Origin of the sequence: Gordonia malaquae NBRC 108250, from assembly GCF_000344135.1 — a bacterium.
In the GTDB taxonomy this organism is placed as follows: Bacteria; Actinomycetota; Actinomycetes; order Mycobacteriales; family Mycobacteriaceae; genus Gordonia; species Gordonia malaquae.
In genome coordinates this window covers 47104-67438 of the sequence record NZ_BAOP01000001.1, presented here as the reverse complement: position 1 = coordinate 67438, position 20335 = coordinate 47104, and the positions used below count along the sequence as shown (strand labels likewise).

The 20335-nt window shown below is 66.2% G+C and carries 23 protein-coding genes; 13 read left to right on the top strand and 10 right to left on the bottom strand.

What is annotated here, in order from left to right; translation table 11 throughout:
- Window positions 1-9: 9 nt before the first annotated feature.
- Together GM1_RS00385 and GM1_RS00380 are read left to right on the top strand one after the other, a co-directional pair.
- Window positions 10-330 carry a hypothetical protein gene (locus GM1_RS00385; protein ID WP_008375745.1) on the top strand — a complete coding sequence of 107 codons (321 nt, stop codon included), beginning with the start codon at window positions 10-12 and terminating at the stop codon, window positions 328-330.
- Between the two features lies 1 nt (window position 331).
- A complete protein-coding gene (locus GM1_RS00380; RefSeq protein WP_008375743.1) occupies window positions 332-610 on the top strand; it encodes a hypothetical protein in 279 nt (92 codons plus the stop codon).
- 80 nt (window positions 611-690) lie between these two features.
- On the opposite strand, the gene GM1_RS00375 is transcribed toward GM1_RS00380, so the two are convergent.
- On the bottom strand, window positions 691-1155 hold the full coding sequence (locus tag GM1_RS00375) for a GNAT family N-acetyltransferase (RefSeq protein WP_008375741.1): 465 nt from the start codon (window positions 1153-1155) through the stop codon (window positions 691-693).
- A 130-nt stretch (window positions 1156-1285) separates the two neighbouring features.
- Here GM1_RS00375 and GM1_RS00370 point away from each other — a divergent pair, with 130 nt between their 5' ends.
- A complete protein-coding gene (locus GM1_RS00370; RefSeq protein ID WP_008375739.1) occupies window positions 1286-2662 on the top strand; it encodes an aminotransferase-like domain-containing protein in 1377 nt (458 codons plus the stop codon).
- Here GM1_RS00370 and GM1_RS00365 read toward each other — a convergent pair.
- On the bottom strand, window positions 2646-3356 hold the full coding sequence (locus GM1_RS00365) for a TetR/AcrR family transcriptional regulator (RefSeq protein WP_008375737.1): 711 nt from the start codon (window positions 3354-3356) through the stop codon (window positions 2646-2648). The two genes, GM1_RS00370 and GM1_RS00365, sit on opposite strands and share 17 nt — an antisense overlap.
- A 96-nt stretch (window positions 3357-3452) precedes the next feature.
- Here GM1_RS00365 and GM1_RS00360 point away from each other — a divergent pair, with 96 nt between their 5' ends.
- The 3 genes from GM1_RS00360 to GM1_RS00350 all read left to right on the top strand — a co-directional run bounded on the left by GM1_RS00360 (window position 3453) and on the right by GM1_RS00350 (window position 7387).
- A complete protein-coding gene (locus GM1_RS00360) occupies window positions 3453-4898 on the top strand; it encodes an MFS transporter (RefSeq protein WP_008375735.1) in 1446 nt (481 codons plus the stop codon).
- Window positions 4899-5019: 121 nt separating this feature from the next.
- A complete protein-coding gene (locus tag GM1_RS00355) occupies window positions 5020-5802 on the top strand; it encodes a cytochrome c oxidase assembly protein (RefSeq protein WP_081604211.1) in 783 nt (260 codons plus the stop codon).
- Window positions 5732-7387, top strand: a complete 1656-nt coding sequence (locus GM1_RS00350) for an ABC-F family ATP-binding cassette domain-containing protein (RefSeq protein WP_008375733.1) — start codon at window positions 5732-5734, stop codon at window positions 7385-7387. Before GM1_RS00355 ends, GM1_RS00350 begins: the two co-directional genes overlap by 71 nt.
- A 16-nt stretch (window positions 7388-7403) precedes the next feature.
- On the opposite strand, the gene GM1_RS00345 is transcribed toward GM1_RS00350, so the two are convergent.
- Window positions 7404-8000 (bottom strand): DUF1707 SHOCT-like domain-containing protein, encoded by a 597-nt coding sequence (locus tag GM1_RS00345; RefSeq protein ID WP_008375732.1) that lies wholly within the window; start codon window positions 7998-8000, stop codon window positions 7404-7406.
- An 81-nt stretch (window positions 8001-8081) separates the two neighbouring features.
- On the opposite strand from GM1_RS00345, the gene GM1_RS00340 reads away from it, so the two are divergent.
- The 5 genes from GM1_RS00340 to GM1_RS00320 all read left to right on the top strand — a co-directional run bounded on the left by GM1_RS00340 (window position 8082) and on the right by GM1_RS00320 (window position 11700).
- On the top strand, window positions 8082-9191 hold the full coding sequence (locus GM1_RS00340; protein WP_040519193.1) for an NAD(P)H-dependent amine dehydrogenase family protein: 1110 nt from the start codon (window positions 8082-8084) through the stop codon (window positions 9189-9191).
- Window positions 9192-9193: 2 nt separating this feature from the next.
- Window positions 9194-9682, top strand: a complete 489-nt coding sequence (locus GM1_RS00335) for a carboxymuconolactone decarboxylase family protein (protein WP_008375730.1) — start codon at window positions 9194-9196, stop codon at window positions 9680-9682.
- A 69-nt stretch (window positions 9683-9751) separates the two neighbouring features.
- A complete protein-coding gene (locus tag GM1_RS00330) occupies window positions 9752-10030 on the top strand; it encodes a hypothetical protein (RefSeq protein WP_008375729.1) in 279 nt (92 codons plus the stop codon).
- Window positions 10031-10142: 112 nt separating this feature from the next.
- Entirely contained in the window at window positions 10143-11348 is a 1206-nt protein-coding gene (locus tag GM1_RS00325; RefSeq protein WP_008375728.1) for an acyltransferase family protein, read from the top strand.
- A gap of 4 nt (window positions 11349-11352) precedes the next feature.
- Entirely contained in the window at window positions 11353-11700 is a 348-nt protein-coding gene (locus GM1_RS00320; protein WP_008375727.1) for a thiamine-binding protein, read from the top strand.
- Here GM1_RS00320 and GM1_RS00315 read toward each other — a convergent pair.
- Window positions 11682-12257 carry a dihydrofolate reductase family protein gene (locus GM1_RS00315; RefSeq protein WP_040519192.1) on the bottom strand — a complete coding sequence of 192 codons (576 nt, stop codon included), beginning with the start codon at window positions 12255-12257 and terminating at the stop codon, window positions 11682-11684. The genes GM1_RS00320 and GM1_RS00315 overlap by 19 nt on opposite strands.
- 20 nt (window positions 12258-12277) lie before the next feature.
- Entirely contained in the window at window positions 12278-12850 is a 573-nt protein-coding gene (locus GM1_RS00310) for a dihydrofolate reductase family protein (RefSeq protein ID WP_008375724.1), read from the bottom strand.
- A 65-nt stretch (window positions 12851-12915) separates the two neighbouring features.
- Between GM1_RS00310 and GM1_RS00305 the strand changes: the two genes are divergently transcribed.
- A complete protein-coding gene (locus GM1_RS00305) occupies window positions 12916-13488 on the top strand; it encodes a TetR/AcrR family transcriptional regulator (RefSeq protein ID WP_008375722.1) in 573 nt (190 codons plus the stop codon).
- Between the two features lie 18 nt (window positions 13489-13506).
- Here the strand turns inward: GM1_RS00305 and GM1_RS00300 are convergent, their stop codons facing one another.
- The 4 genes from GM1_RS00300 to GM1_RS00285 all read right to left on the bottom strand — a co-directional run bounded on the left by GM1_RS00300 (window position 13507) and on the right by GM1_RS00285 (window position 18400).
- A complete protein-coding gene (locus GM1_RS00300; RefSeq protein ID WP_008375720.1) occupies window positions 13507-14166 on the bottom strand; it encodes a response regulator in 660 nt (219 codons plus the stop codon).
- A complete protein-coding gene (locus GM1_RS00295) occupies window positions 14159-15808 on the bottom strand; it encodes an ATP-binding protein (RefSeq protein WP_008375718.1) in 1650 nt (549 codons plus the stop codon). The genes GM1_RS00300 and GM1_RS00295 overlap by 8 nt, the downstream gene beginning before the upstream one ends.
- A gap of 30 nt (window positions 15809-15838) precedes the next feature.
- Complete coding sequence (locus tag GM1_RS00290) at window positions 15839-17218, bottom strand: CitMHS family transporter (RefSeq protein ID WP_008375717.1); 1380 nt, start codon at window positions 17216-17218, stop codon at window positions 15839-15841.
- A gap of 135 nt (window positions 17219-17353) precedes the next feature.
- Entirely contained in the window at window positions 17354-18400 is a 1047-nt protein-coding gene (locus GM1_RS00285) for an ABC transporter substrate-binding protein (RefSeq protein ID WP_008375715.1), read from the bottom strand.
- 205 nt (window positions 18401-18605) lie between these two features.
- Between GM1_RS00285 and GM1_RS00280 the strand changes: the two genes are divergently transcribed.
- Entirely contained in the window at window positions 18606-19160 is a 555-nt protein-coding gene (locus tag GM1_RS00280; RefSeq protein ID WP_008375713.1) for a hypothetical protein, read from the top strand.
- A 25-nt stretch (window positions 19161-19185) separates the two neighbouring features.
- Here GM1_RS00280 and GM1_RS00275 read toward each other — a convergent pair whose 3' ends face one another.
- The gene (locus tag GM1_RS00275) at window positions 19186-20331 is read right to left on the bottom strand and encodes a CapA family protein (protein WP_008375712.1); all 1146 of its coding nucleotides are present in this window, start codon (window positions 20329-20331) and stop codon (window positions 19186-19188) included.
- Window positions 20332-20335: the final 4 nt, after the last annotated feature.

The window sequence follows — 20335 nt, the reverse complement described above, 5'->3', positions numbered from 1 at the left end:
TCGACCGCCATGGAACCCGCACGCGACCTCGCAGGCAGAGTCTCGACTGCGGTGGCGGTCGGTGGATCCACAGTGATCGGCGCGTCGACCGGAGGCGTCGTCTTGATGAGGTGGAGCGCGAAGCGAACGCCGGGCGGATCGCTTGATGCCAGCAATTCGTTCGCTCTGACGGTTGAATGGTTGATGTGGACCGTGGCTCTGCTGATTCTCGCCGCGATTTGGGGAGTGACGTTCGTCCGTGCGCGTCGGCGTCGAACCCGAGTCGTTGTCTCGACCGTCGCGGTCGGTCTCGCGGCGCTCGGGTTGATCGGCTTGGCAGGTGGCTCGTAGCGTGACCGATCTGAGGGCCGTCGCGGACGTCGTCGAGGAGACCGCCGACATCGTTCGAAGTCGGTCGCACGACCTGTCGTGGCAGTCGACTTTCGACACCAGCGACGAGCTCGTCGGAATCCTCGACCAGCGGGCCGCAGCGCTGCGGTCGGGCGACGTCGCGTCCTTGGCCGACGTGAGGTTCTGGTTTCTCCCGACCGGGCCGTTGTGCGAGATCGCGGCGAGCAGCGGGTGGCTTCCCGAATACACCGAACTCGGGAATCGTCTCGACGCGCTCTAGGTTCCTCCGAGAAGCCTCCCCGGCAGCGATCTGCGGTCGGCTGCGGCAAACCCGATGTGCGCAGCCGACCGACAGTCACGTCACTGACTCGTGAGTTGGACCTCGTACGTCACCCACTTCGTGCGGCTTGCCAAGGTGCCGTAGAGCGCCTGGGCCTGGAGGTTGTCCTCAGCCGTCACCCACTGGACCGCGGCTCGCCCCTCGGAAGCTGCCATGTCCGTGAGCCGGTTGATCAGCGCGCGCCCGACGCCCTGTCCTCGTGCCGCCGGGACAGTGAACAGATCGTCGAGGAAGATCCCGGTGGTCGCGGTGTACGGCGACGAATATCGCCGGTGATGTGCAAAACCGACGACTGCCTCGTTGGACTCCGCGACCAGTCCGTTGCACTCGTGCCGAGGGTCCATCATCCAGCCCCATGCCGTCGACACGACGGCCTCCGGCTCGGGTAGTAGGTAGAACTCGCGGTATGCGCGAAACAGATCGCGCCAACGGGACTCGTCCGAGACGAGCAAGGGTCGAATGGTGATTGTTGAAGTGTTCGCCATGAGGGTTCCTTGTGGAGATTCAGCGCGGAATCGCGCGTCAGGTGAATGGACTGGACGAACGAGAATCGGCGGGCCGCGAAGGCGAGGTAACGGACTTGCGAAATTGGCAGTAACGTTATCTAGTAGTCTCATGATTGAGAGTAACAGATCGTCAGAGATTGCCGATCTGCTCAGGGGGCGGATCAAGACGATGAACGCTGGCGACAAGCTTCCGGGAGTGCGGACGCTGTCGGCGACGCTTCACGCCAGTGCGGGTACCGTTTCTGCTGCTTTAGCTGAGCTCGCCGCGCACGGGCTGGTGCGCTCAGAGCCGGGGAGGGGTACGTTCGTCGCCGAAGTCGGACCGAACGTTGATCCAGATTTCGCCTGGCAGTCTCAAGCGCTGGGGTCGAAGCGCGTCGACGAAGGACGCGCGTCGAGACTCGGCGGCTATGGAGGTGGCGGGAAGATCCCGCTCTCGTGGGGCTATCTCGCTTCTGAGTTGCAACCCAATGACGACATTCGCCGGATCACTGCGCGTGCCGCGAAGTCTCCGCATGCATGGACGATGACGGACCCCACCGGCCTGCCAGAGCTCCGGCGCGTGATCGCCGCAGACTTCCGCGCCGATCCCGACGATGTTCTTGTGGTGTCCGGTGGTCAGCAGGCGCTCGTCTCTGTGCTGCGGACTCTGGCGGAACCTGGGGCCACGGTGTTGACCGAGAGCCCAACCTATCCCGGGGCGATCATCGCGGCGCAGAGTGCTGGTCTGCGACTGGCGTCCGTGCCCTCGGACGGCGGCGGAGTTCGGGTTGATGCTCTCGCCGACGCGTTGGAGCGGACACGGGCGCGGGTTGTCTACCTGCAGCCGAACTTCGCGAATCCGTCAGGTGCGGTCTTGACGGCCGAGCGCAGGTTGGAAGTCGTCGAACTCGCCCGTCGACACGGCGCGTTCCTCGTCGAGGACGACTGGTCACGGCACCTGTGCCTTGAGGGGGTGACGCCGGCTCCACTGTCTGCGCTCGACCCTGACGGCCACATCGTGACGATTGTGACATTGTCGAAGCCCGTGTCGCCCGGCATGCGGGTCGGTGCGGTGATCGCCAGGGGGCCTGCCGGTCGTAGACTCCGTGCCTCGAGGACCGCTGACGACCTCTGCGTCGCGCCTCTCATGCAGGAGGCGGCGGTGAGTCTGCTGACGTCGAATGCGTGGCCGAGGCACCTCAAACGCATACGGCCTGAGCTGATCGCTCGGCGTGACGCCCTCGTGTCGTCCCTTCGCGCGGCAATGCCTGAGCTGAGGATTCCGATCGTTCCCAGGGGTGGTCTTCACCTCTGGGCGCGGTTGCCCGACGGGGTTGATTCGACTGCTGTGTGCGCCGCGGCGGACACCGCGGGGGTGCTCGTCGGCGACGGCCGGCACTTCTTCGTCGACGAGCCGCCCGCATCGTTTCTTCGATTCTCCTTCGGAGCTGCCACGCCGGCACAAATCGATGAAGGGGTGCGTCGTCTCAGCGCTGTGATTTGAGTCGTAGGCCGTCGAGAAGAAGGTCGAGACCCGCGGTGAACTGGTCGCGGTCGTCGTGGCCGTCGAACTCGTCCACGATGTAGTGGATGTACGGGTGCTCCTGCGGATCGAGTGCTCGCCATTGGTCTGCGAACCGTCTGATGTACTCCTCGCCGGTCACGGTGCCGTCGAGAACCTCCTTCGGGATCTGCTGCCCGAGGTCGGTCGCGGTGCCGATGACAAAACCGAGGATCGCCGACACGGCGTGGAAGGTGTCGCGCGGATTCAATTCCAGGCGCATCACGTGACGCCCGATCGTCTCGTAGAGCGCGAGCCCGTTCGGCTGCACTCCGGTGTCGCGCATCAGATAGCCGCCCAGCCATGGGCGATCGGCGACGGTGTCGAACAGTGCGACGCCCACACGCCGGACGTCGGCGATCGGGTCGTCGGTGTCGACGAACTCCTCGGTCACCGCGAGCACGTCGCCGAGCACGTGGTCGGTGGCGCGGTCGAGCAGTTCGTCCTTGTTCTGGACGTACCAGTAGATGCTGGCCACGCCTCCGCCGAGGCGTGCGGCAAGCGCGCGGAACGTCAACGCCGGTTCGCCCGCCTCGTCCAAGATGGCCACGGCCTCGCCGATCACGGTCTCCATCGAGTGGGACGCGCGTCGTCGTCCGGTCGCCTTCGTCGCGGGTGTGCTGTGTGCGGCAGTCATTGATCCTCCTGCATTGCATCCTATCGAACGCTGTTCTATCGTATGGAACATCGTTCGATAACCGAACGATGTTCGATACGAAAGGAGGGATCGACGATGCCCATCACCACCGACTCCCCACGCACCTACACGTCGCTTCGCGCGGCATGGATTCCGTTGTTCGCCCTCTGTCTCGCGTTCTTTGTAGAGATGGTCGACAACACGCTCCTCACGATCGCCCTGCCGACCATCGGTCGTGACCTCGGAGGCGGCACCACTGCGCTGCAGTGGGTGTCCGGCGCCTACTCGTTGACGTTCGGCGGGCTTCTGCTGACCGCCGGGGCGATGGCCGACCGTCTCGGCCGACGCAGAGTCCTGCTCGTCGGGCTGTCGGCCTTCGGCGTCATCAGCATCGGTGTGGTCGCTGTGACCTCGACCGGCGAACTGATCGCTCTGCGAGCGCTGCTCGGGTTGGCGGCTGCGGCGATGGCGCCCATCACCAACTCGCTCGTCTTTCGTCTGTTCGACGACCAGGCCCTCCGCATGCGAGCCATGACATTGATGATCATCGTCGGCATGAGTGGCTTCATTCTCGGACCGTTGCTCGGTGGCACCGCCCTCGCGCATGTCGGCTGGGAGTGGTTGCTCCTGGTCAACGCACCGATCGCGCTGGTCGCCTGGATCGGCGTCCGACTCGGTGTGCCCGCCGACCGACGCGAAGACCTCACATCCGATCGCTTGGATCTGCCGGGCGCCGCCTTGAGCATCCTGGCCATCGGTCTCGGCTGCTACACGCTCACCGCGGGCGTCGAACACGGATGGACCTCGCCGTGGGCGTGGGGCTGCGCAGTCGCCGCGATCGCGGCGGGCGTCGGATTCGTGCGGCACGAACGGCGCACTGCTGAGCCGATGCTCGACCTGAGCCTCTTCGCCACCGGAACGGTGCGAGGTGCAGCGATCGCCCAGGTCGGCACCTCGATCGCGATGGCGGGTGTCATGTTCGGCCTCATCCTGCACTTCCAGTACGCCTTCGGCTGGAGCCCCGTGCGCGCGGGCCTGGCGAATCTGCCGATGATCGTCACGATGATCGTCGCCACCCCGTTCTCGGAGTATCTCGCCAAGCGGTTCGGGCATCGGATCGCATGCCTGGTCGGTGCGGGCTTCCTCACGACTGCGCTCGCCGCGATGGCGTGGGGCGTGCATCACGGCTACCTCGTGATCGCGATCAGCATGGTCCTGATGACCATCGGACTCCGCACCGTGATGACGATCTGCGCGGTCGCGCTCGTCGACGCCATGCCGGAGAACCGCACCTCGATCGGCGCCGCGCTGAACGACACCGCGCAGGAAGTCGGCACGAGTGTCGGAACCGCGCTCATCGGCACCATGATCGCTGCACTTGTCACCGCCAACCTGCCTGTCGGCGAGTGGAGCACTGAACTCGTCCAGTCGTTCTTCGACGGCGAACGAGTCACCTATGCGGTCCTCGCGGTCGTGGTCGGAGTGATCGCCACCTGGGGCGCCCTGACACTCACCGATGCCACGACAGTCGACGAGCACTGATGGGCGATCGTCGATACCGCTGCGGCATGCCCTGCCGAGGTGATCTGCTGATTGTGTGAACGCCCACGGCCATCATGGGGGAACCGACCCGTTCAGTGGAGTCTCAGACGGGGCGTCGCACATGACTATGTTGGCCGTCGCCGTGAGCCTCGCAGCGATCTTGGCGTACGGCGTCGTCGCGTCGCAGGCCGGCGGAGTCCGGTGGCCGGTGCACAGATTCTGGTTCTTCGTCATCGGCACGGCGGGTGTCGCATGGTCGACCCTCGCCGTAGCCTACGGTCCCGCGGTGATGGTCGGCCACGTCGTCGGGATGATGGTGGCCCCGGCGCTCATCGTGCTGGCCCGCCCTGTCCGGCTGGTCCTGCGTTCATGCTCACCTGACGATCGTCGTCGAGCCCGCCAAGTGGTGCTCATGCTTCGCCGACTTCACGGTCACCGGTCCGTCGGGTGGACCGTCGCAGAGTACGTCCTGTCGATGGCACTGATGCTTCTCACGCCGCTCATGGCGATGCTCGGCGGATCGGTCGCCGCTCACGTCGCCATGGCGCTGTACATGGCGGTGTGCGGTGGAGCCTTCTACTCGGCGGTGCTCGGGATCGGACCAGGCGCTTCTGTCCCATCGGAATCCGTGCGACGGAACGCTGCCTGGCTGGCGAGTGCCGGAGTGGTCGTGGTGGGCGCGGTCATCGCCGCCGGGTTCGGGTGGGGCGGCGCCTCGAATGCCGACGGCGTGCTGTTGATGTCGATCGGCGGGGGCGCGGGTCTGTTCGTGGTCGCAGCCGTCCGACGGTGTGGTGCCACATCCCGGAAGTCGAGGTGGGACGATGAACGCCATGACTGCAACCCTCGTCGCCAAGGATCTCGCCGGAGGCTACGCGCACCGGATCTTGTTCGAGGGGCTTGATCTCACTGTCGCGCCGGGCGACGTGGTCGGCGTCGTCGGGAGCAACGGTGCGGGCAAGTCGACGCTGCTGCGGATTCTCGCGGGGGAGCTGGCGCCGCTGTCCGGAACGGTGTCGCGTGCACCGAGCGATGCGTTCATCGGTTGGCTTCCACAGGAACACGACCGGGTGGTCGACGAGACCGTCGGCCAGTATGTGGCCCGTCGTACGGGGTGCGCCGCCGCGGCTCGTGCAATGGATGCCGCAGCCGCCGTTCTCGGCGACGAGAACGCTCCCGCCGATGCAGCGGACGTGTACGCGGCCGCGCTCGATCACTGGCTCGCGACCGGTGCCGCCGATCTGGACGAACGGCTGCCCGCCGTGCTGGCCGACCTCGGTCTCGACACCGGCGACGTGGCCCCGGAGTCGGCGCTGATGACGGGCCTGTCGGGCGGGCAGGCCGCACGTGTCGGACTCGCCGCTCTGTTGTGCTCCCGGTTCGACACAGTCCTGCTCGATGAGCCGACCAACGACCTCGACCTCGAGGGCCTCGAACGCCTCGAAGACGTGGTGCGCGGAATGCGGGGCGGCGTGGTCCTGGTGAGCCACGATCGCGAGTTCCTGGCGCGCAGCGTCACCCGGGTGCTCGAAATCGATCTCGCGCAGCACACTAACACCGTGTACGGCGGCGGGTACGAGAGTTATCTCGAAGAGCGCGAAGTCGCCCGCAGGCACCGGCGCGAGGAGTACGAGGAGTACGCAGACAAGAAGGCAGACCTCGTCGCACGTGCACGAACACAGCGTGAGTGGTCGAGCCAAGGGGTCCGGAACGCGATGAAGAAGGCGCCGGACAACGACAAGAACCGGCGCAAGGCGGCGACCGAGTCGAGTGAGAAGCAGGCGCAGAAGGTCCGGCAGATGGAGAGCCGGATCGCGCGGCTCGAAGAGGTCGTCGAACCGCGTAAGGAATGGGTCCTGGAGTTCAGTATCGGCGCGGCGCCGCGTTCGAGTTCGGTGGTGTCCACCCTCAACGAGGCCGTGATCCGGCAGGGCGACTTCACTCTGGGCCCGGTGTCGGTACAGGTCAACGCCGGTGAGCGCATCGGCATCACCGGGCCGAACGGAGCCGGTAAGTCGACGCTGTTGCGCCTGATTCTCGGACGCTCAGAACCGGACGAGGGCTCGGCGGCGCTCGGCGCCAACGTCTCGATCGGCGAGATCGATCAGGCTCGTGGGCTCTTCACCGGCGACGAACCGCTGGCCGCGCGGTTCGAGGGCTTCGTGCCCGACTACACGACTGCCGATGTGCGGACTCTGCTCGCCAAGTTCGGTCTCAAAGCCGATCACGTCGACCGCGCGGTGGACGATCTGTCACCTGGCGAACGGACGCGAGCGGCCCTTGCGCTGCTGCAGGCACGGGGAACGAATGTGCTCGTCCTCGACGAGCCGACCAACCACCTCGACCTCGCCGCCATCGAACAACTCGAATCGGCCCTCGCGTCCTACGACGGTGCGCTCCTGCTCGTGACACACGACCGCCGGATGCTGGCGAACGTCAACGTCGACCGGCGCTGGCACGTCGAGAAGGGACGCGTCGCCGAACTCTGACGGCTGGTCGTCAACTTCAGCGGCGGATCGACAGCGACGACGCCGCAGACAGGGAACCGCGGACGATGATCACCGGCCCACCCGGCCGAGCTGGAGGTCCCGCCTTGTCTTTGACGTCCGACCATCCCGATGTGGACAGTTCGTCATAGCGGACCTCGTGGTCGGGGCCGAGGCGCAGCTTGACTGTGCTCGCCGAGACCTGGAGTTCGAGTTCGACGACCGCCGTTGTGAACGCCGCACTGCGGACGTCCATGTGCAGGTTGCCCATCGAACCCCTCGCCGACAGTCGCGGCGGTACCTGCCACGACCCCTTCTTTCGGACCGTGTCCCAGTCGATGTTCAGCTCGAGCGGTTGCCCACCGCCGACAAGCGGACCAGAGGCGCTGATCGCGGATCCGGCGATCGCTGAACCGTGGAACAGTGCGGACCCGTTCGGCAGGTCGGCGACGAGTGGTTTGAGCTCTCCACGCGTCCGTGCCGAATAGACGACGCCGGTGCGTTCCTCGAACTCTGTGATGTCGAGGTATCCGGTTGAGAACGCGTCGTTGAGGAGGCTGATCACTCGCTCTCGTTCGGGGTTTCCGACGCGGACGTCGTCGTCTTCGCTGCCCATGAGCCTCACCCTAGCGTGATCGTGCGCCAGGCCGACCAAACGGGCGACGGCGACGCAGGTGAGATCCTATGCTCCATACACATGGCGAACAGTAACGTGTTCTATTCTCCGATCCCGGTTGTCGTGTGGGGGACGGGCAACGTTGGGCGGGCCGCGATTCGGGCCGTCGCCGCTCACCCCGGACTCGAACTGACCGCGGTGATCGTGTCCTCGGAAGCGAAGGACGGCCGCGACGCGGGTGAGCTCGCGGGCGCCGGACGGGACCTCGCCGTAACTGCCACTCGTGACGTCGACGCCGCCCTCGCAACACTCGACGGCGCGGGTGCCGTGGTGTACGCCGCGAACGGTGAGCTTCGACCCGATGACGCCGTCGCCGACATCATCCGCGCGCTCACAGCGGGAGCCGTTGTCGTGAGCTCGTCCGTGTACGCGCTGTACGACCACCGCAACGCGCCGCCGGAAGTGCGTGACCCGGTGGCGAAGGCATGCCGAGACGGCCGGGCGTCGTTGTTCGTCAGCGGCATCGACCCCGGGTGGGGCAACGATTTGCTGCCCGCCCTCGTCAGCGGACTCGGATCGGAGATCGATCAGATCCGGTGCCAGGAGATCTTCGACTATTCGACGTACGACGCCGAGGACTCCGTCCGGTACATCGTCGGCATGGGCCAGCCGATGGACTACGACCCGCCGATGGTCATGCCGGGCGTCCCGTCGATGGTGTGGGGCGGCCAGATCCGCCTCATCGCGCGAGCGCTCGGCGTCGAGATCGACGAACTCCGCGAAGTCGTCGACCGCCAGCCGCTCACCGCGACCGTCACGACAGCGCTCGGAGAGTTCGTCGACGGTACACAGGGCGCATTGCGATTCGAGGTCCAGGGCATCGTCGACGGCGAACCGCTGATCGTCGTCGAGCACGTCACACGCATCACCGCTGATGTGGCGCACGACTGGCCGATGCCGGTCGACGGCGGCGACGGCGCCCATCGGGTGATCGTCGAAGGTCGACCGAGGATCGAGATCAACGTCGAGGCCACCGACGAAGGCGGCAATCGGTCGGCCGGTGGAAACGCGACCGCCGCGAACCGTCTTGTCAACGCGATCCCGTGGCTCCGCGACGCCGACCCCGATCTCTACGACGGACTCGACGTCCCCCTGGCGCCCAGCACTTACCTCCACCGACGAAAGAAGTGACCATGTTCATCGACATCCCTCAAGGCAAAGACCCGATCGGCTACGTGTGGGGCGAGATGGTCCCCGGCATCGGGCCGGCTGCGGCCCGACTCGCAACCAGCGTCTACGAACACACGACGCTCGGACTGCGCGAGTTCGAGGCCGCCAGGCTGCGGATCGCACAGATCAACGGCTGCCTGTTCTGCCAAGACTTCCGCACCGACCGCGACGGTGTGAAAGTCGAGGCGGATTTCGACACCGCCGTGGAGAACTGGCGCACGACCGACGCGTTCGACGACCGCGCGCGACTGGCCGCCGAGTACGCCGAACGGTTCGCCACCGACCACCACGGCCTCGACGCCGAGTTCTGGGATCGGATGCGAGCGCAGTACACCGACGCCGAGATCGTCGAACTGTCCATCTGCCTCGGCTCGTGGCTGTCGTTCGGTCGCCTCAATCGTGTTCTCGGACTCGATGAGGTGTGCGTGCTCCCGAGCCACGTCGCCGGATAGCACAAATCAGGGGATCCCTCGGGGATCGCCCCGATGTCACGGGCGGCTGCCCGGACGAGCATGAAAGGCATGCTCCTTCCCACGATCACCGTCACCGTCATCGGTCTGCTCTTCGCGGCGATCGCAGCCGCTGTCCATCGTCGTGCCGCGGCGTGGGTGGTGCTGCTGGGTGTCGTCGGAGCCTGGGTCGGGTACCTCGTCGGGGCCGGAGCGGGCCGGGTCCTCGACGCCGCAGCCGACTCCGACCGGATGCTCGACGTCTTCGGTCATCTCGGCGCGATCGTCGTCGCCGCCTGGGTCGTCGACCGCTACGCGGCGATCGGAGTCGGCGCCCGCGCACCTCGCTGAGCGCGTCCGCCCGCGATTCCTGTGAATGATTGCCAGGAACGGTTTGTAGACTCCCGGCGACGGGGGTTGCTGAACGCGGGGGCGAGCAAGACGATTTCCGGAGGTGCCGGCTGTGGAGCAGGCAGTAATCGACCGGCAGCCCGTCGGATCACGCGCGGGACGCCCGTCCCGCGCCCTGACCGCCGACTTCGTGCGGGTGCTCCTGTTCTCCGGCGTGGTGGTGGCGCACAGTGTGAACGGCATCAACAACGGTCCCGACACCCTCCGGGCCGCAGGTCTCGTCGGAGTCCTCCTGCATCTGACCCGATACGGGTTCGTTGCCGTGACACTGTTCGTACTGGTCCTGTCGATGCAGGGCAAGACGATGACGCCCATCCAGTTCTGGCGTCGTCGATTCGGGCTGGTGGTCTGGCCGTACCTCGCGTGGACGCTCATCTACACGGTCACCGATCATCTCCTCGGCACCGACAACCCGTTCCCCGGCGTCGGACAGTTCGCGCACGACGTCGGTCGGTCGGTGATCACCGGTGAAGCCAAATACCAGCTGTACTTTCTGCTGATCTCGATGCAGATCTACCTGTTCTTCCCGCTCATCGCGGCAGTCATGGACCGCACGGCACACCGGCCCTGGCTGGTCCTCGGTGTCGGAGCCGTGATCCAGGGGACGATGTTCGTGATCTATCAGTACCTGCCGCGGCCGTCCGGTCCGGTGTGGGACGTCGTCTACCAGCACCTGTGGAAGACGCTTCCGATGTACGCGCTGTTCATCGCGATCGGCGCCGTCGCGGCCTATCACCGCGCCCCTCTCGAAGCGTGGCTCCGCGAGCACGCCGTCGGCGTCGTCCTGGCCGCGGTGGTCGGTGCATCGTTCAGCATCGGGTGGTTTCTGGCGACCTCGGGACCCGGCCGTCTCCCCGACGGCGCCACCACACCCTGGAACCCGGTGTTCCTCCCGTGGCTGGTCAGCGGTCTGGTCCTGCTGTGGATGGGCGCGATGTGGTGGGACGGCATGAGACAGTCCGGGCGCAGAGTCGGGGCCCGTGCCGTGTCGGCGGCGACATTGCGCGCGTTCGGTGTGTTCGCCGTCCACCCGTTGATCCTCGATGTCCTCGCCCGCGCGGGGTACTTCGACGCGCTGTTCACCTGGTTCCCGAACTCGGCGACGATCCGCTCGGTGCTGTTGATCGTCGCGACCCTCGCGCTGTCTCTGGTGCTCGTTGATCTCCTGCTCCGGACGCCGGTGAGCAAGTGGGTCGTCGCCCGTGACCGGATCCCGCTGCCGCGCTTGCGTCGTCGGCGGTCCGTGTCCCACGCTTGAGACCATGATCGTCGCCTTCTCCGTAGCACCGTCCGGTGAGCCCTCCGACCCGACAGTCTCCCGATCCGCCGACACCGACTCCGGCGGCGTGCACGACGCCGTCGCCGCGGCGGTCCGGGTGGTTCGCGACTCCGGTCTGCCCAACCGGACCTCGAGCATGTTCACCGAGATCGAGGGGGACTGGGACGAGGTGATGGACGTCGTCAAGCGGGCCACCGAGGAGGCCGGACGCTACGGCTCGAGGGTGTCGCTGGTCCTCAAGGCAGACGTCCGGCCCGGCCACACCGGTGAGATCGACGGCAAGATCGATCGGGTGGAGGCGGAACTCTCCGGTCAGCGTTCTACGTCGTAGACCACTTTGAGGACTCCGTTCGAGTAGGCCTCCGACTCTCGGAGCCGAAGGGTCTGACCGGTCTGGGCGGCACGGCTGAAGATGCTCTTGCCCTCGCCGAGCAGGACCGGGAAGACCAGCAGGTTGTACCGGTCGATCAGGCCGGCCTCCGACAAGCCGCGAGCGAGTTCTGCACTGCCGTGGATGAAGATCGCGCCGCCGTCGCCCGCCTTCACAGCGGCGACGTCGTCTACGGTGCGCAGCACGGTGATGTCACCCCACCCGTCGATCAGCGAACCGCGGTCGAGGGTGGACGACACCACGAACTTGGACAGGTCTCGGTAGGCGGCGTGGTCCTCGGAGGTCGACCAGATCGGCGCGAACGCCTCGTAGCTGCGCCGGCCGAACATCAGCGCCGGCGTCTCGGCGAGCTCGGCCCCCTTGAGCGCAAAAGCCTCGGGGACGAACGGTGTGCGCGGCACCCAACCGCCTGCGCTGTGGCCCTCCGCCACACCGCCGGGGGAATCGACGATCCCGTCGATCGACATGAATCCCGTGTAGACCAGTTCGCGCGTCAATGTGTTCCTCTCGTCGGTGTTCACCGACGATCGAACCACGAAACTGTCGTGCCGTTCTCGAAGTGCTCACGATCGGTCACGGTGAAGGCCGTCGGATCGAATCCGCCTGCGAACATCGGAGTGCCGCCGCCGGCGATCACCGGGTACGACTTGATCACCAAGGCGTCGATCTCCGGCAGGAGCGACGCAGCGAGCCTGCCGCCGCCCGCGAGCCAGATGTGCGAATCGGAGGGTTCGGCCTTCAAGGACCGGATCAGGGCGGTCGGGTCGTCGCGCACCACCTCGACCTCGGGATCGTCGACGGTGATCGTGGTCGAGACGACGTACTCGCGGAGATGCCCGTACGGGTGGGTGGTCGGGATCGTCAGAGCCGGCTCGAATGTCGCTCGACCCATCACCACCGTGTCGAACGCGGCGTTCGGCCGATCGTCGATGCCGATCGCTCGTCGGACGTGGGTTGGGAGAGTCTCCGGGTATCGGTCTCCGATCCATCCGAGGAACTCCTCGCTGACGGGCAGGAAGTCGATCTCTCCCCCGGGGCCGGCGATGAATCCGTCGAGAGATGCGCCGACGTAGTAGATGAGCTTTCGCATGGAACCTCCCAGAACTACTATGAATGAAGTGGTTTGAACGTAGTACTACATCTGGAGTGGTGTCAATGAGGAAGAACGATGCACGCCGAACGGCGTTGGTGGACGCCGCGATCGAGGTGCTCGCCGCCGCGGGCGCCCGAGGGCTCACTTTCCGTGCGGTCGACTCCGAGGCGGGGGTGCCGAACGGCACCGCGTCCAACTACTTCGCCAGCCGCGACGACCTCTTCACGCAGATCGGAGGCCGCGTCTACGACAGGCTGCTGCCCGACGAGGCGACCGTCGCGGGCACCCTGGAAGGACCGCGCACCACTGAGCGCTACACCGAGATCATGCGCGAACTGGTGGACCGGGTGACCGCGTTCGGTTCGGGTCAACTGGCGTTGCTCGAACTGCGCCTGGAGTCGGCTCGCCGACCCGAACTGCAACGGGTGCTCACGGCGCGAATCCGTCGTGACCTCAACGAGAATCAGGCCAATCACGCCGCGTCGGGCTTGCCGGGGGACGAGCAGTCGGTCCTGATCCTGTATCTCGCGCTCAACTGGCTGATTCTGGAGCGGCTCACGCTGCCAGACCTGCTCAGCACGTCAGAGGTCGATGCAGTCGTCGAGGAGTTGGTACGACGAGCGCTCGCCGTCTGACACCGTCGGCGCCCCGAGTCAGGGCAGTCGATACTCCTGTCTGGGTCTGCCGGCGCCGCCGTACTGCAGTGTCATGCGCAGTCGCCCCGCTGCGACGAGGTGGGCGAGGTGCCGTCGGGCAGTCGGCGGCGCTATGCCGACTCTGTCGGCCACATCGTCGGCGAACAGGACGGTGTCACGGTCGGTGAACAGCGCGAGCACGGTGCTCTCTGTCGGCGACGCGTGTCCGTCCCGATCCCGCCCCACTGTCCCGAACCGCACGGCGGCCAGGGCTTCGTCCACGCGGCGCTGGTCGACCAGTCCGTCGGAGAGCAGTCGGCGGTACTGCGCGTAACCGGCGAGTCGGCGAGCCAGTTCAGTGTCGTCGAACGGCTTGATCAGATACGTCAGTGCGCCTGAACGCGTCGCGCGCCGAACCGCCGCACTGTCCGACTCGGCGCCGACGATGAAAGAGTCGCACACCAACTCGGAAGCCAGGTCGATACCGGATCCGTCGGGGAGATGGACGTCGAGCAGAGCTAGGTCCACCTCGTTGTCGGCGACGGCCTCTCGAGCCGCGGCGAGAGTCCCCGCCTGCGCGACCACGTGGAAACCGCGCAACGCCTCGACGATGGACGCGTGCAGTCGTGCCACGCGGAAGTCGTCGTCGACGATAAGCACGCCAAGCCCGTCAGTCATCGTCGATCATCGCCTTCTTCATCTCCGCCACGAACACCGCACCACCCTGTTCCGATCCTGCACCACCTGCATCGACGAGTCGGAGGTCGCCTCCGTCTCGTCGACACAACTGTCGAGCCAGGGCCAGGCCCATTCCGCGGCCGCCGGGGACCGACTCGCCGTCCTTCGACGACACGCCCTCGGTGAACACGCTCTCGGGCGGATCGAAGACGATGCCGGCTCCACTGTCGGCGACGGTCACCCACAGGGTGTCCGCCGAGGTGAGGAGTTCGACATCGACTCTGCCACCCGGCGTCGACGCATCAATCGCATTGTCGACGAGGTTGCCGACGACCGTGACGACGGCAGCCGGATCGGACAGGACGCCATGTACCCAGGTCTGAGGGCCGAGTGTCATCTCGATCCCTCGTTCGCGGGCGGTCGAAGCCTTGGCGTCGATGAACGCGTGCAGGTGCGGTTCTTCGACGTTCGCGAGCCCGTCGAGCCCTGCCCGACCGCGGCTGCCGGAGACCTCTGCGAGGTAGTCGGCGGCCTCATCGATGTCGCCTTGACGGAGGAGTCCGGCGAGGACGTGGAACCGGTTGGCGGTCTCGTGACGTTGCGCGCGCAATGCGTCGCTCATCGACCGGATCGCGTCGAGTTCTCGCGTCAGGTTCTCGACATCGGTCCGGTCGACCGCCGACAGCACCATGCCGAGGTCACGACCGTCGGCCTCCACACGGTGCGAAGTGACGAGAACGATGCGGTCACCGACCGTGGCCGGCAGCGGCGCCGGTTGCTCGTGGTCGAGCAGTTCACGGACACGAGCGGACAATCCGAGAGCGTCGCGGTCGGTGCCGAGAGGCGCGACGATGCCGAGAAGTTCCCTGGCCTGCGGGTTGATCATCCGTAGTCGCCCGACGGAGTCGACGGCGACCACGCCGTCCGCGAGCGCGTGGAGGACGGCACGTTGATCGCGAACCAAATCGACGAGTTCGTCGGGCTGCAGTCCGAGAGTCAGCCGCCGCCATCGGCGGGCGAGCAGCGCCGATCCCACGATTCCGACGGCGAGTGCCGTGCCCGCAAGACCGACGACGATCCGGATGTCGCGGCGAGTGGCGTCGGCGACGCGCTGGGTGGAGATGCCGGTCGACACGAAGCCGATCACCTGGCCGTGCTCGTCGTACACCGCTGTCTTTCCTCGCACCGATTCGCCGAGGGTGCCACGGTCGGTGTCGAGGACGTCGCGGCCGTCGAGTACCGATGTCGGATCGGTCGACACATGCCTGCCGATCTCGGCGGGATCAGGGTGGGCGACGCGGTAACCGTCGCGGTTGGCGATGACGACGAACAGCACGCCGGTCCGGGATGCGACGTCGTTTGCCTCCTTCGCAAGCACGCCGCGTCGCAGTGCAGGCGCGTCGAGATCGGAGCCCTGCAGACCGGACAGGATGCGTTGAACGTCGGGATCGCCTGCCACGGTGTGTGACACAGCCAGTGCTCTCTCGGCGTACTCCTCGCGGAGATCGTCGTCGACGGTGCTGATGTGCCAGCCGAATCCGACAGTCAGGCTGACGGCGAGCACCGCGATCTGCAGCAGCAGGATCTGCGCGACCAACGACAGGCGCCCGATCCTGCGGACCGGGCGCGAGTCGTCAGCCATGAGTGTCAGGGTATGCGGTGTGCGTGGGCGTCAGAAGGGAATCACGCCGACCACAACGCCGACGACGAGCATGGTCACCGACACCACCACGGCACGCCAGAGCACCTTCTTGTGATGATCGGCGAGGGGGACAGCGGCGAGAGCGACCAGCAGCAGAATCGCGGGGACCAAGGGGCTCTGCATGTGAACAGGCTGGCCGGTGATCGACGCACGCGCCATCTCTGCCGGGTCGATGCCGTACTTCGACGCAGTCTCCGAGAGCACTGGGAGCACGCCGAAGTAGAACGCGTCATTGCTCATCAAGAAAGTCATGGGGATCGACAACAGGCCGGTGACGATCGCCAGGTGTGGGCCCATCCAGTCGGGGATGGCTCCGGTCAGCCAGTGTGCGAGGGCGTCGACCATGCCGGTGCCGGTGAAGACGCCTGTCAGGACGGCGGCGGCGAGCACCATGGCGACGACCGACACGATCGACGAGGAATGGCGCGTGATGGCTTCCTGCTGATCTTTGACGTGCGGGAAGTTGATCACCAGAGCCAGGCCGGACGCGACCATGAAGAGTACGGGAATCGAGACGATATCGGCGCCGAGCACCGCGAGCAGCGCGACCGTGAGGCCGGCGTTGACCCAGAGCAGGCGTGGCCGCAGGGTCGGACGATTCGGGTCGAGGACGCCGGAGAACGCACTGCCGCCGTCGGACGGTCCACCGGCCTCGACCGCTGCGGAGCCTCCCGTCGGAGGTGTCGACGAACCGCTGACCGCGTGGCCGACGAGCACCGATTCGCGGATTTCGAGGCGGCCGACGCGGCGTCGCTCCATCACACCGAGATGGTACGAGAACGCGAGCACAACAAGCATGCCCGCGACCAACGCCGGGATCATCGGCACGAACACGTCCGCGGCGTCGATCTTCAACGCCGACGCCGCGCGAGCTGTCGGGCCGCCCCAGGGGAGGATGTTCATCGTCCCGTTCGCCAGTCCCGCCACGACGGTGAGGACCACGGGGCTCACCCCGAGTTTCATGTACAACGGCAGCAATGCCGACGTGACGATGATGAACGTCGTCGATCCGTCGCCGTCGAGGGATACGACGGCCGCGAGGACTGCGGTTCCGACGACCAACCGAGCAGGGTCGTTTCGCACGAGCCGAACGACCGCCCGCACGATCGGGTCGAACAGGCCGACGTCGATCATGATGCCGAAGAAGATGATCGCGAAGAAGAGCATCGCGGCTGTGGGAGCGAGGTCCTTGATCCCGTCCAAGATCATGTCGCTGATGCCCAGCCCTGCGCCGGCGAACAGGCCGAATGCGGTCGGAACCAGAATCAGCGCGACGACCGGCGTCGCACGTTTGGTCATGATGAGGAACATGAACACGGCCACCATCCCCAGGCCGAGGGCTACCAGCATCGTCGTCTCGATTCGTCCATTCCGCATCGGGAGTGACGCGGGCTCGAGAACGAGTCTGAGAGTAATGCCGATCACAGTCACTCTTGTGCTCGTAAGTCTCGTTTTGAGCTTTTTGCTCGCACGAGAAACCGCAGATCAGGGGCGTGCCGGGCTTTTCACTGCAGCCGAGAGTGCGGACACGATCTGAGGGAGCCCCCATCGGAGGCCCAGCGGTGTCGCGGTGGAGAACGCGAGGCCCACGTTCTTGTCCTCGAGGAGGGCGACGCGGTTGTCGGCGATCGGCGCCCATCGCGCGAACGCGGTGTGGGTCCGCCCCACCTCGTCGAGCTCCGCGCGGGTCGACACAGTGAGGAACAGATCTGGTGCAAGCGGGAGCAACTGCTCGAGGCTCACATTGAAGCTGCTCGGGTCGCCTGCCGCATGCTGCAGGTCGACGGCCGCCGGAAGCGGGCGCATGCCGAGTTCAACGAGCGTCTGCACGCGTGCGTCGGTGGTGGAGAAGACGATCGACTGCCCGTCGTCGCCGGGGGCGAAGCCGCTGATGAATGTCTTTCCGGCGAGTTCGGGATGGTCGGCGCCTGTTCGTGCCAGGGTCGCGGTCAAGTCCCGTCGGATCTCTGCGGCTTTGGTGGGACGACCGAGGGCCTTGCCGATGATCTCAACGTGCTCCTCCGCCGATGCCGACCATGCTTCGCCGGGGAAGGCGACGGTGGGTGCGATCTCGCTCAGTCGGTTGTACTCCTTCTCAGTGATTCCCGAGTTGACCGCCAGGATCAGATCGGGTTGCTGAGACAGCACGTACTCGAGGTCTACCTCGCCACGTTCCAGTGATTCGTCGACCGCGGGCAGGGGTGCGCCGAGCTTCTCAACAGCCTCCTTGAACCACGGATAATAGGAGCCACCCGCGCTGCTGGCGGCGGTGCCTTGCGCAACGGGGACAGTCCCGAGGTCGACGGCGATGTCCGCTCCCGACCACCCGATGACAACAACTCGTTTCGGCTGAGCGTCGATCGTCGTCGATCCGTATGCGTGCTGCAACGTGACCGGGTACGCGCCGGCTTCCGGTTCGGCGAAGACGTGAGTACCGCCCGCCGTGTCGTCGTTCGACGCGGCACATCCCACCATCGTTGCCAGAAGGGCGGCGATGGCCATGATGACGACGACTATGCGCGAGTTCCGCATGGTGGGTTCTTCCTGCCTGTCGGACTGATTCGGTGGGAATGCCATCACCCTCGAGAGGGAGCGTATTGAGAGCGACTGTCGAGCAGCGGACGACGTTCGTCGCCGGTCCGGCCCTGTAGGGGTACGCCGACACGAACGGTCACAGGTAACGTCTGGACCGAGACCGCGCCGACGGGCGGCGCGGGGACCGTTCGGGAGGAATGAGATGCGACGCCTGGTCGGTGCAGTGGCCCTGATGACGATGATTCTGGGGACCGCCGCGTGCGGACGGGACGACATCGCAGGTCAAGTGAAGGAGACGGACACCGTGACCGTCACCGAGACGGCCGCGCCGACGGCTCGTCAGGAGACCCCGAACACACGCGCGGATGAGCTGTGCAAAGCCCGTGGTCGGACCGAAGGCGACCAGGCGTGTGTGCTCACCGGTGGAACCATCGACCACGACGTCGCCTTCGACGGACAACGGGTCGTCAAGCTCGTCAACGTCACGGTGACGGGTTCGGCGAAGATCATCGCGTCGGGCCCGGTGACGGTTGTCGGGTCAACGGTCGGCGGCACCCTCTCCATCCGGTCTGAGAACACGGTGACCGTGCGGGCGACGACGGTTCGCGGCTCGCTGGAGATCTCGTCGGCGCGGACCGCGACGCTCACCCGTGCCACCGTGCGTGGGACATTGGACTGCGATGCCGTCGATCGGGCCACCGGCGGCGGCAATGCGATCGCCGGACAGACCACCGGGGTGTGTGCCGACATCGCCTGATGGCGAGCCCCGCGCACTGGACGGTTCAGCTCACGGGGCGGAATCTGGTGCCGATCCGACCGCGCAGGTCGGGCGAGATCTCGTTGATGAACTCCAGCGTCTCGGCCTTCTCGGCGCCGCGGTACGGCGTCGGCACGTAGTCGTTGAATCCGGCGTCGCGCGACAGGCGGGTCGGGATCACCCGGTACTCCGATCCCGAAACTCGCTCGCCGGTGACGGTGAGGCGAGTCTGCAGGATCATGGTGCGCTTGTCGGACGGGTTGGTGTTGCCGCCGAATGAGAAGTTGCCGAGCGAGTAGGCGATCAACTTGCCCTTGTACGTCGACATCGACTGGAGCACGTGCGGATGTGTGCCGATGACGGCGTCGGCGCCCTGATCGATCGCGAACTCTGCGAGTGAGGTCTGCACTTCGTACGGCCGATTCTCCGCCTCGATTCCCCAATGAAAGAACGGGATCACCACCTGTGCACCCTCCGCCCGGAGGGTTGAGAAGTCGGTGCGGACTTTGGCACGGAATGGCACGGTGTCGGCCCAGGCTTGATAGCCGACGAGTCCGACCCGGACACCCTTCACATCGCGGATCACGCGGAAGTCGTACGTCGAGCCCTCCGACTCGTGGCCGGTTCCGATGTAATCGACGCCGACGGCGTCCAACGCGCGAGTGGTGTCGTCGAAGCCCGCCTGGCCGTAGTCGAAGGTGTGATTGTTGGCCAATGTGACGACGTCGATCCCGGCGGCGGGCAGCGATTCGGCGACCGCGGGGTCGCCGTAGAAGTGGTAGGTCTCACCGTCGCCCTTGTACCGCTCGCGACGCTCGCCGGTGAGGGCCACCTCGAAGTTCGCCACGGTCAGATCGTCTGCGGTGAAGTACCGTTTCACGTTCTGGAAGAAGTAATCCGGGGACTTGCCTGCGCGGGCCCACAGTTCCGGAAGCGTGCCGCCGCCGAAGTCTTTGTCGGTGCCGAGGATGTTGTCACCGACCCAGCTGATCGTGATGGTCCTGGTGCTCGGAACGTTGTGCTCGGTCGGGACCGGGGATGTCTCGGCTGCGAACGCCGCGCTGTCGACCGACTCCAACATCAGCGGAGCGGCGCTTCCGCCGACGGCCAAGACGGCCGTCATCATCACGGCACAGAAGCCGATTCGTCCCGATCGCACCCGAACATCCAACCCG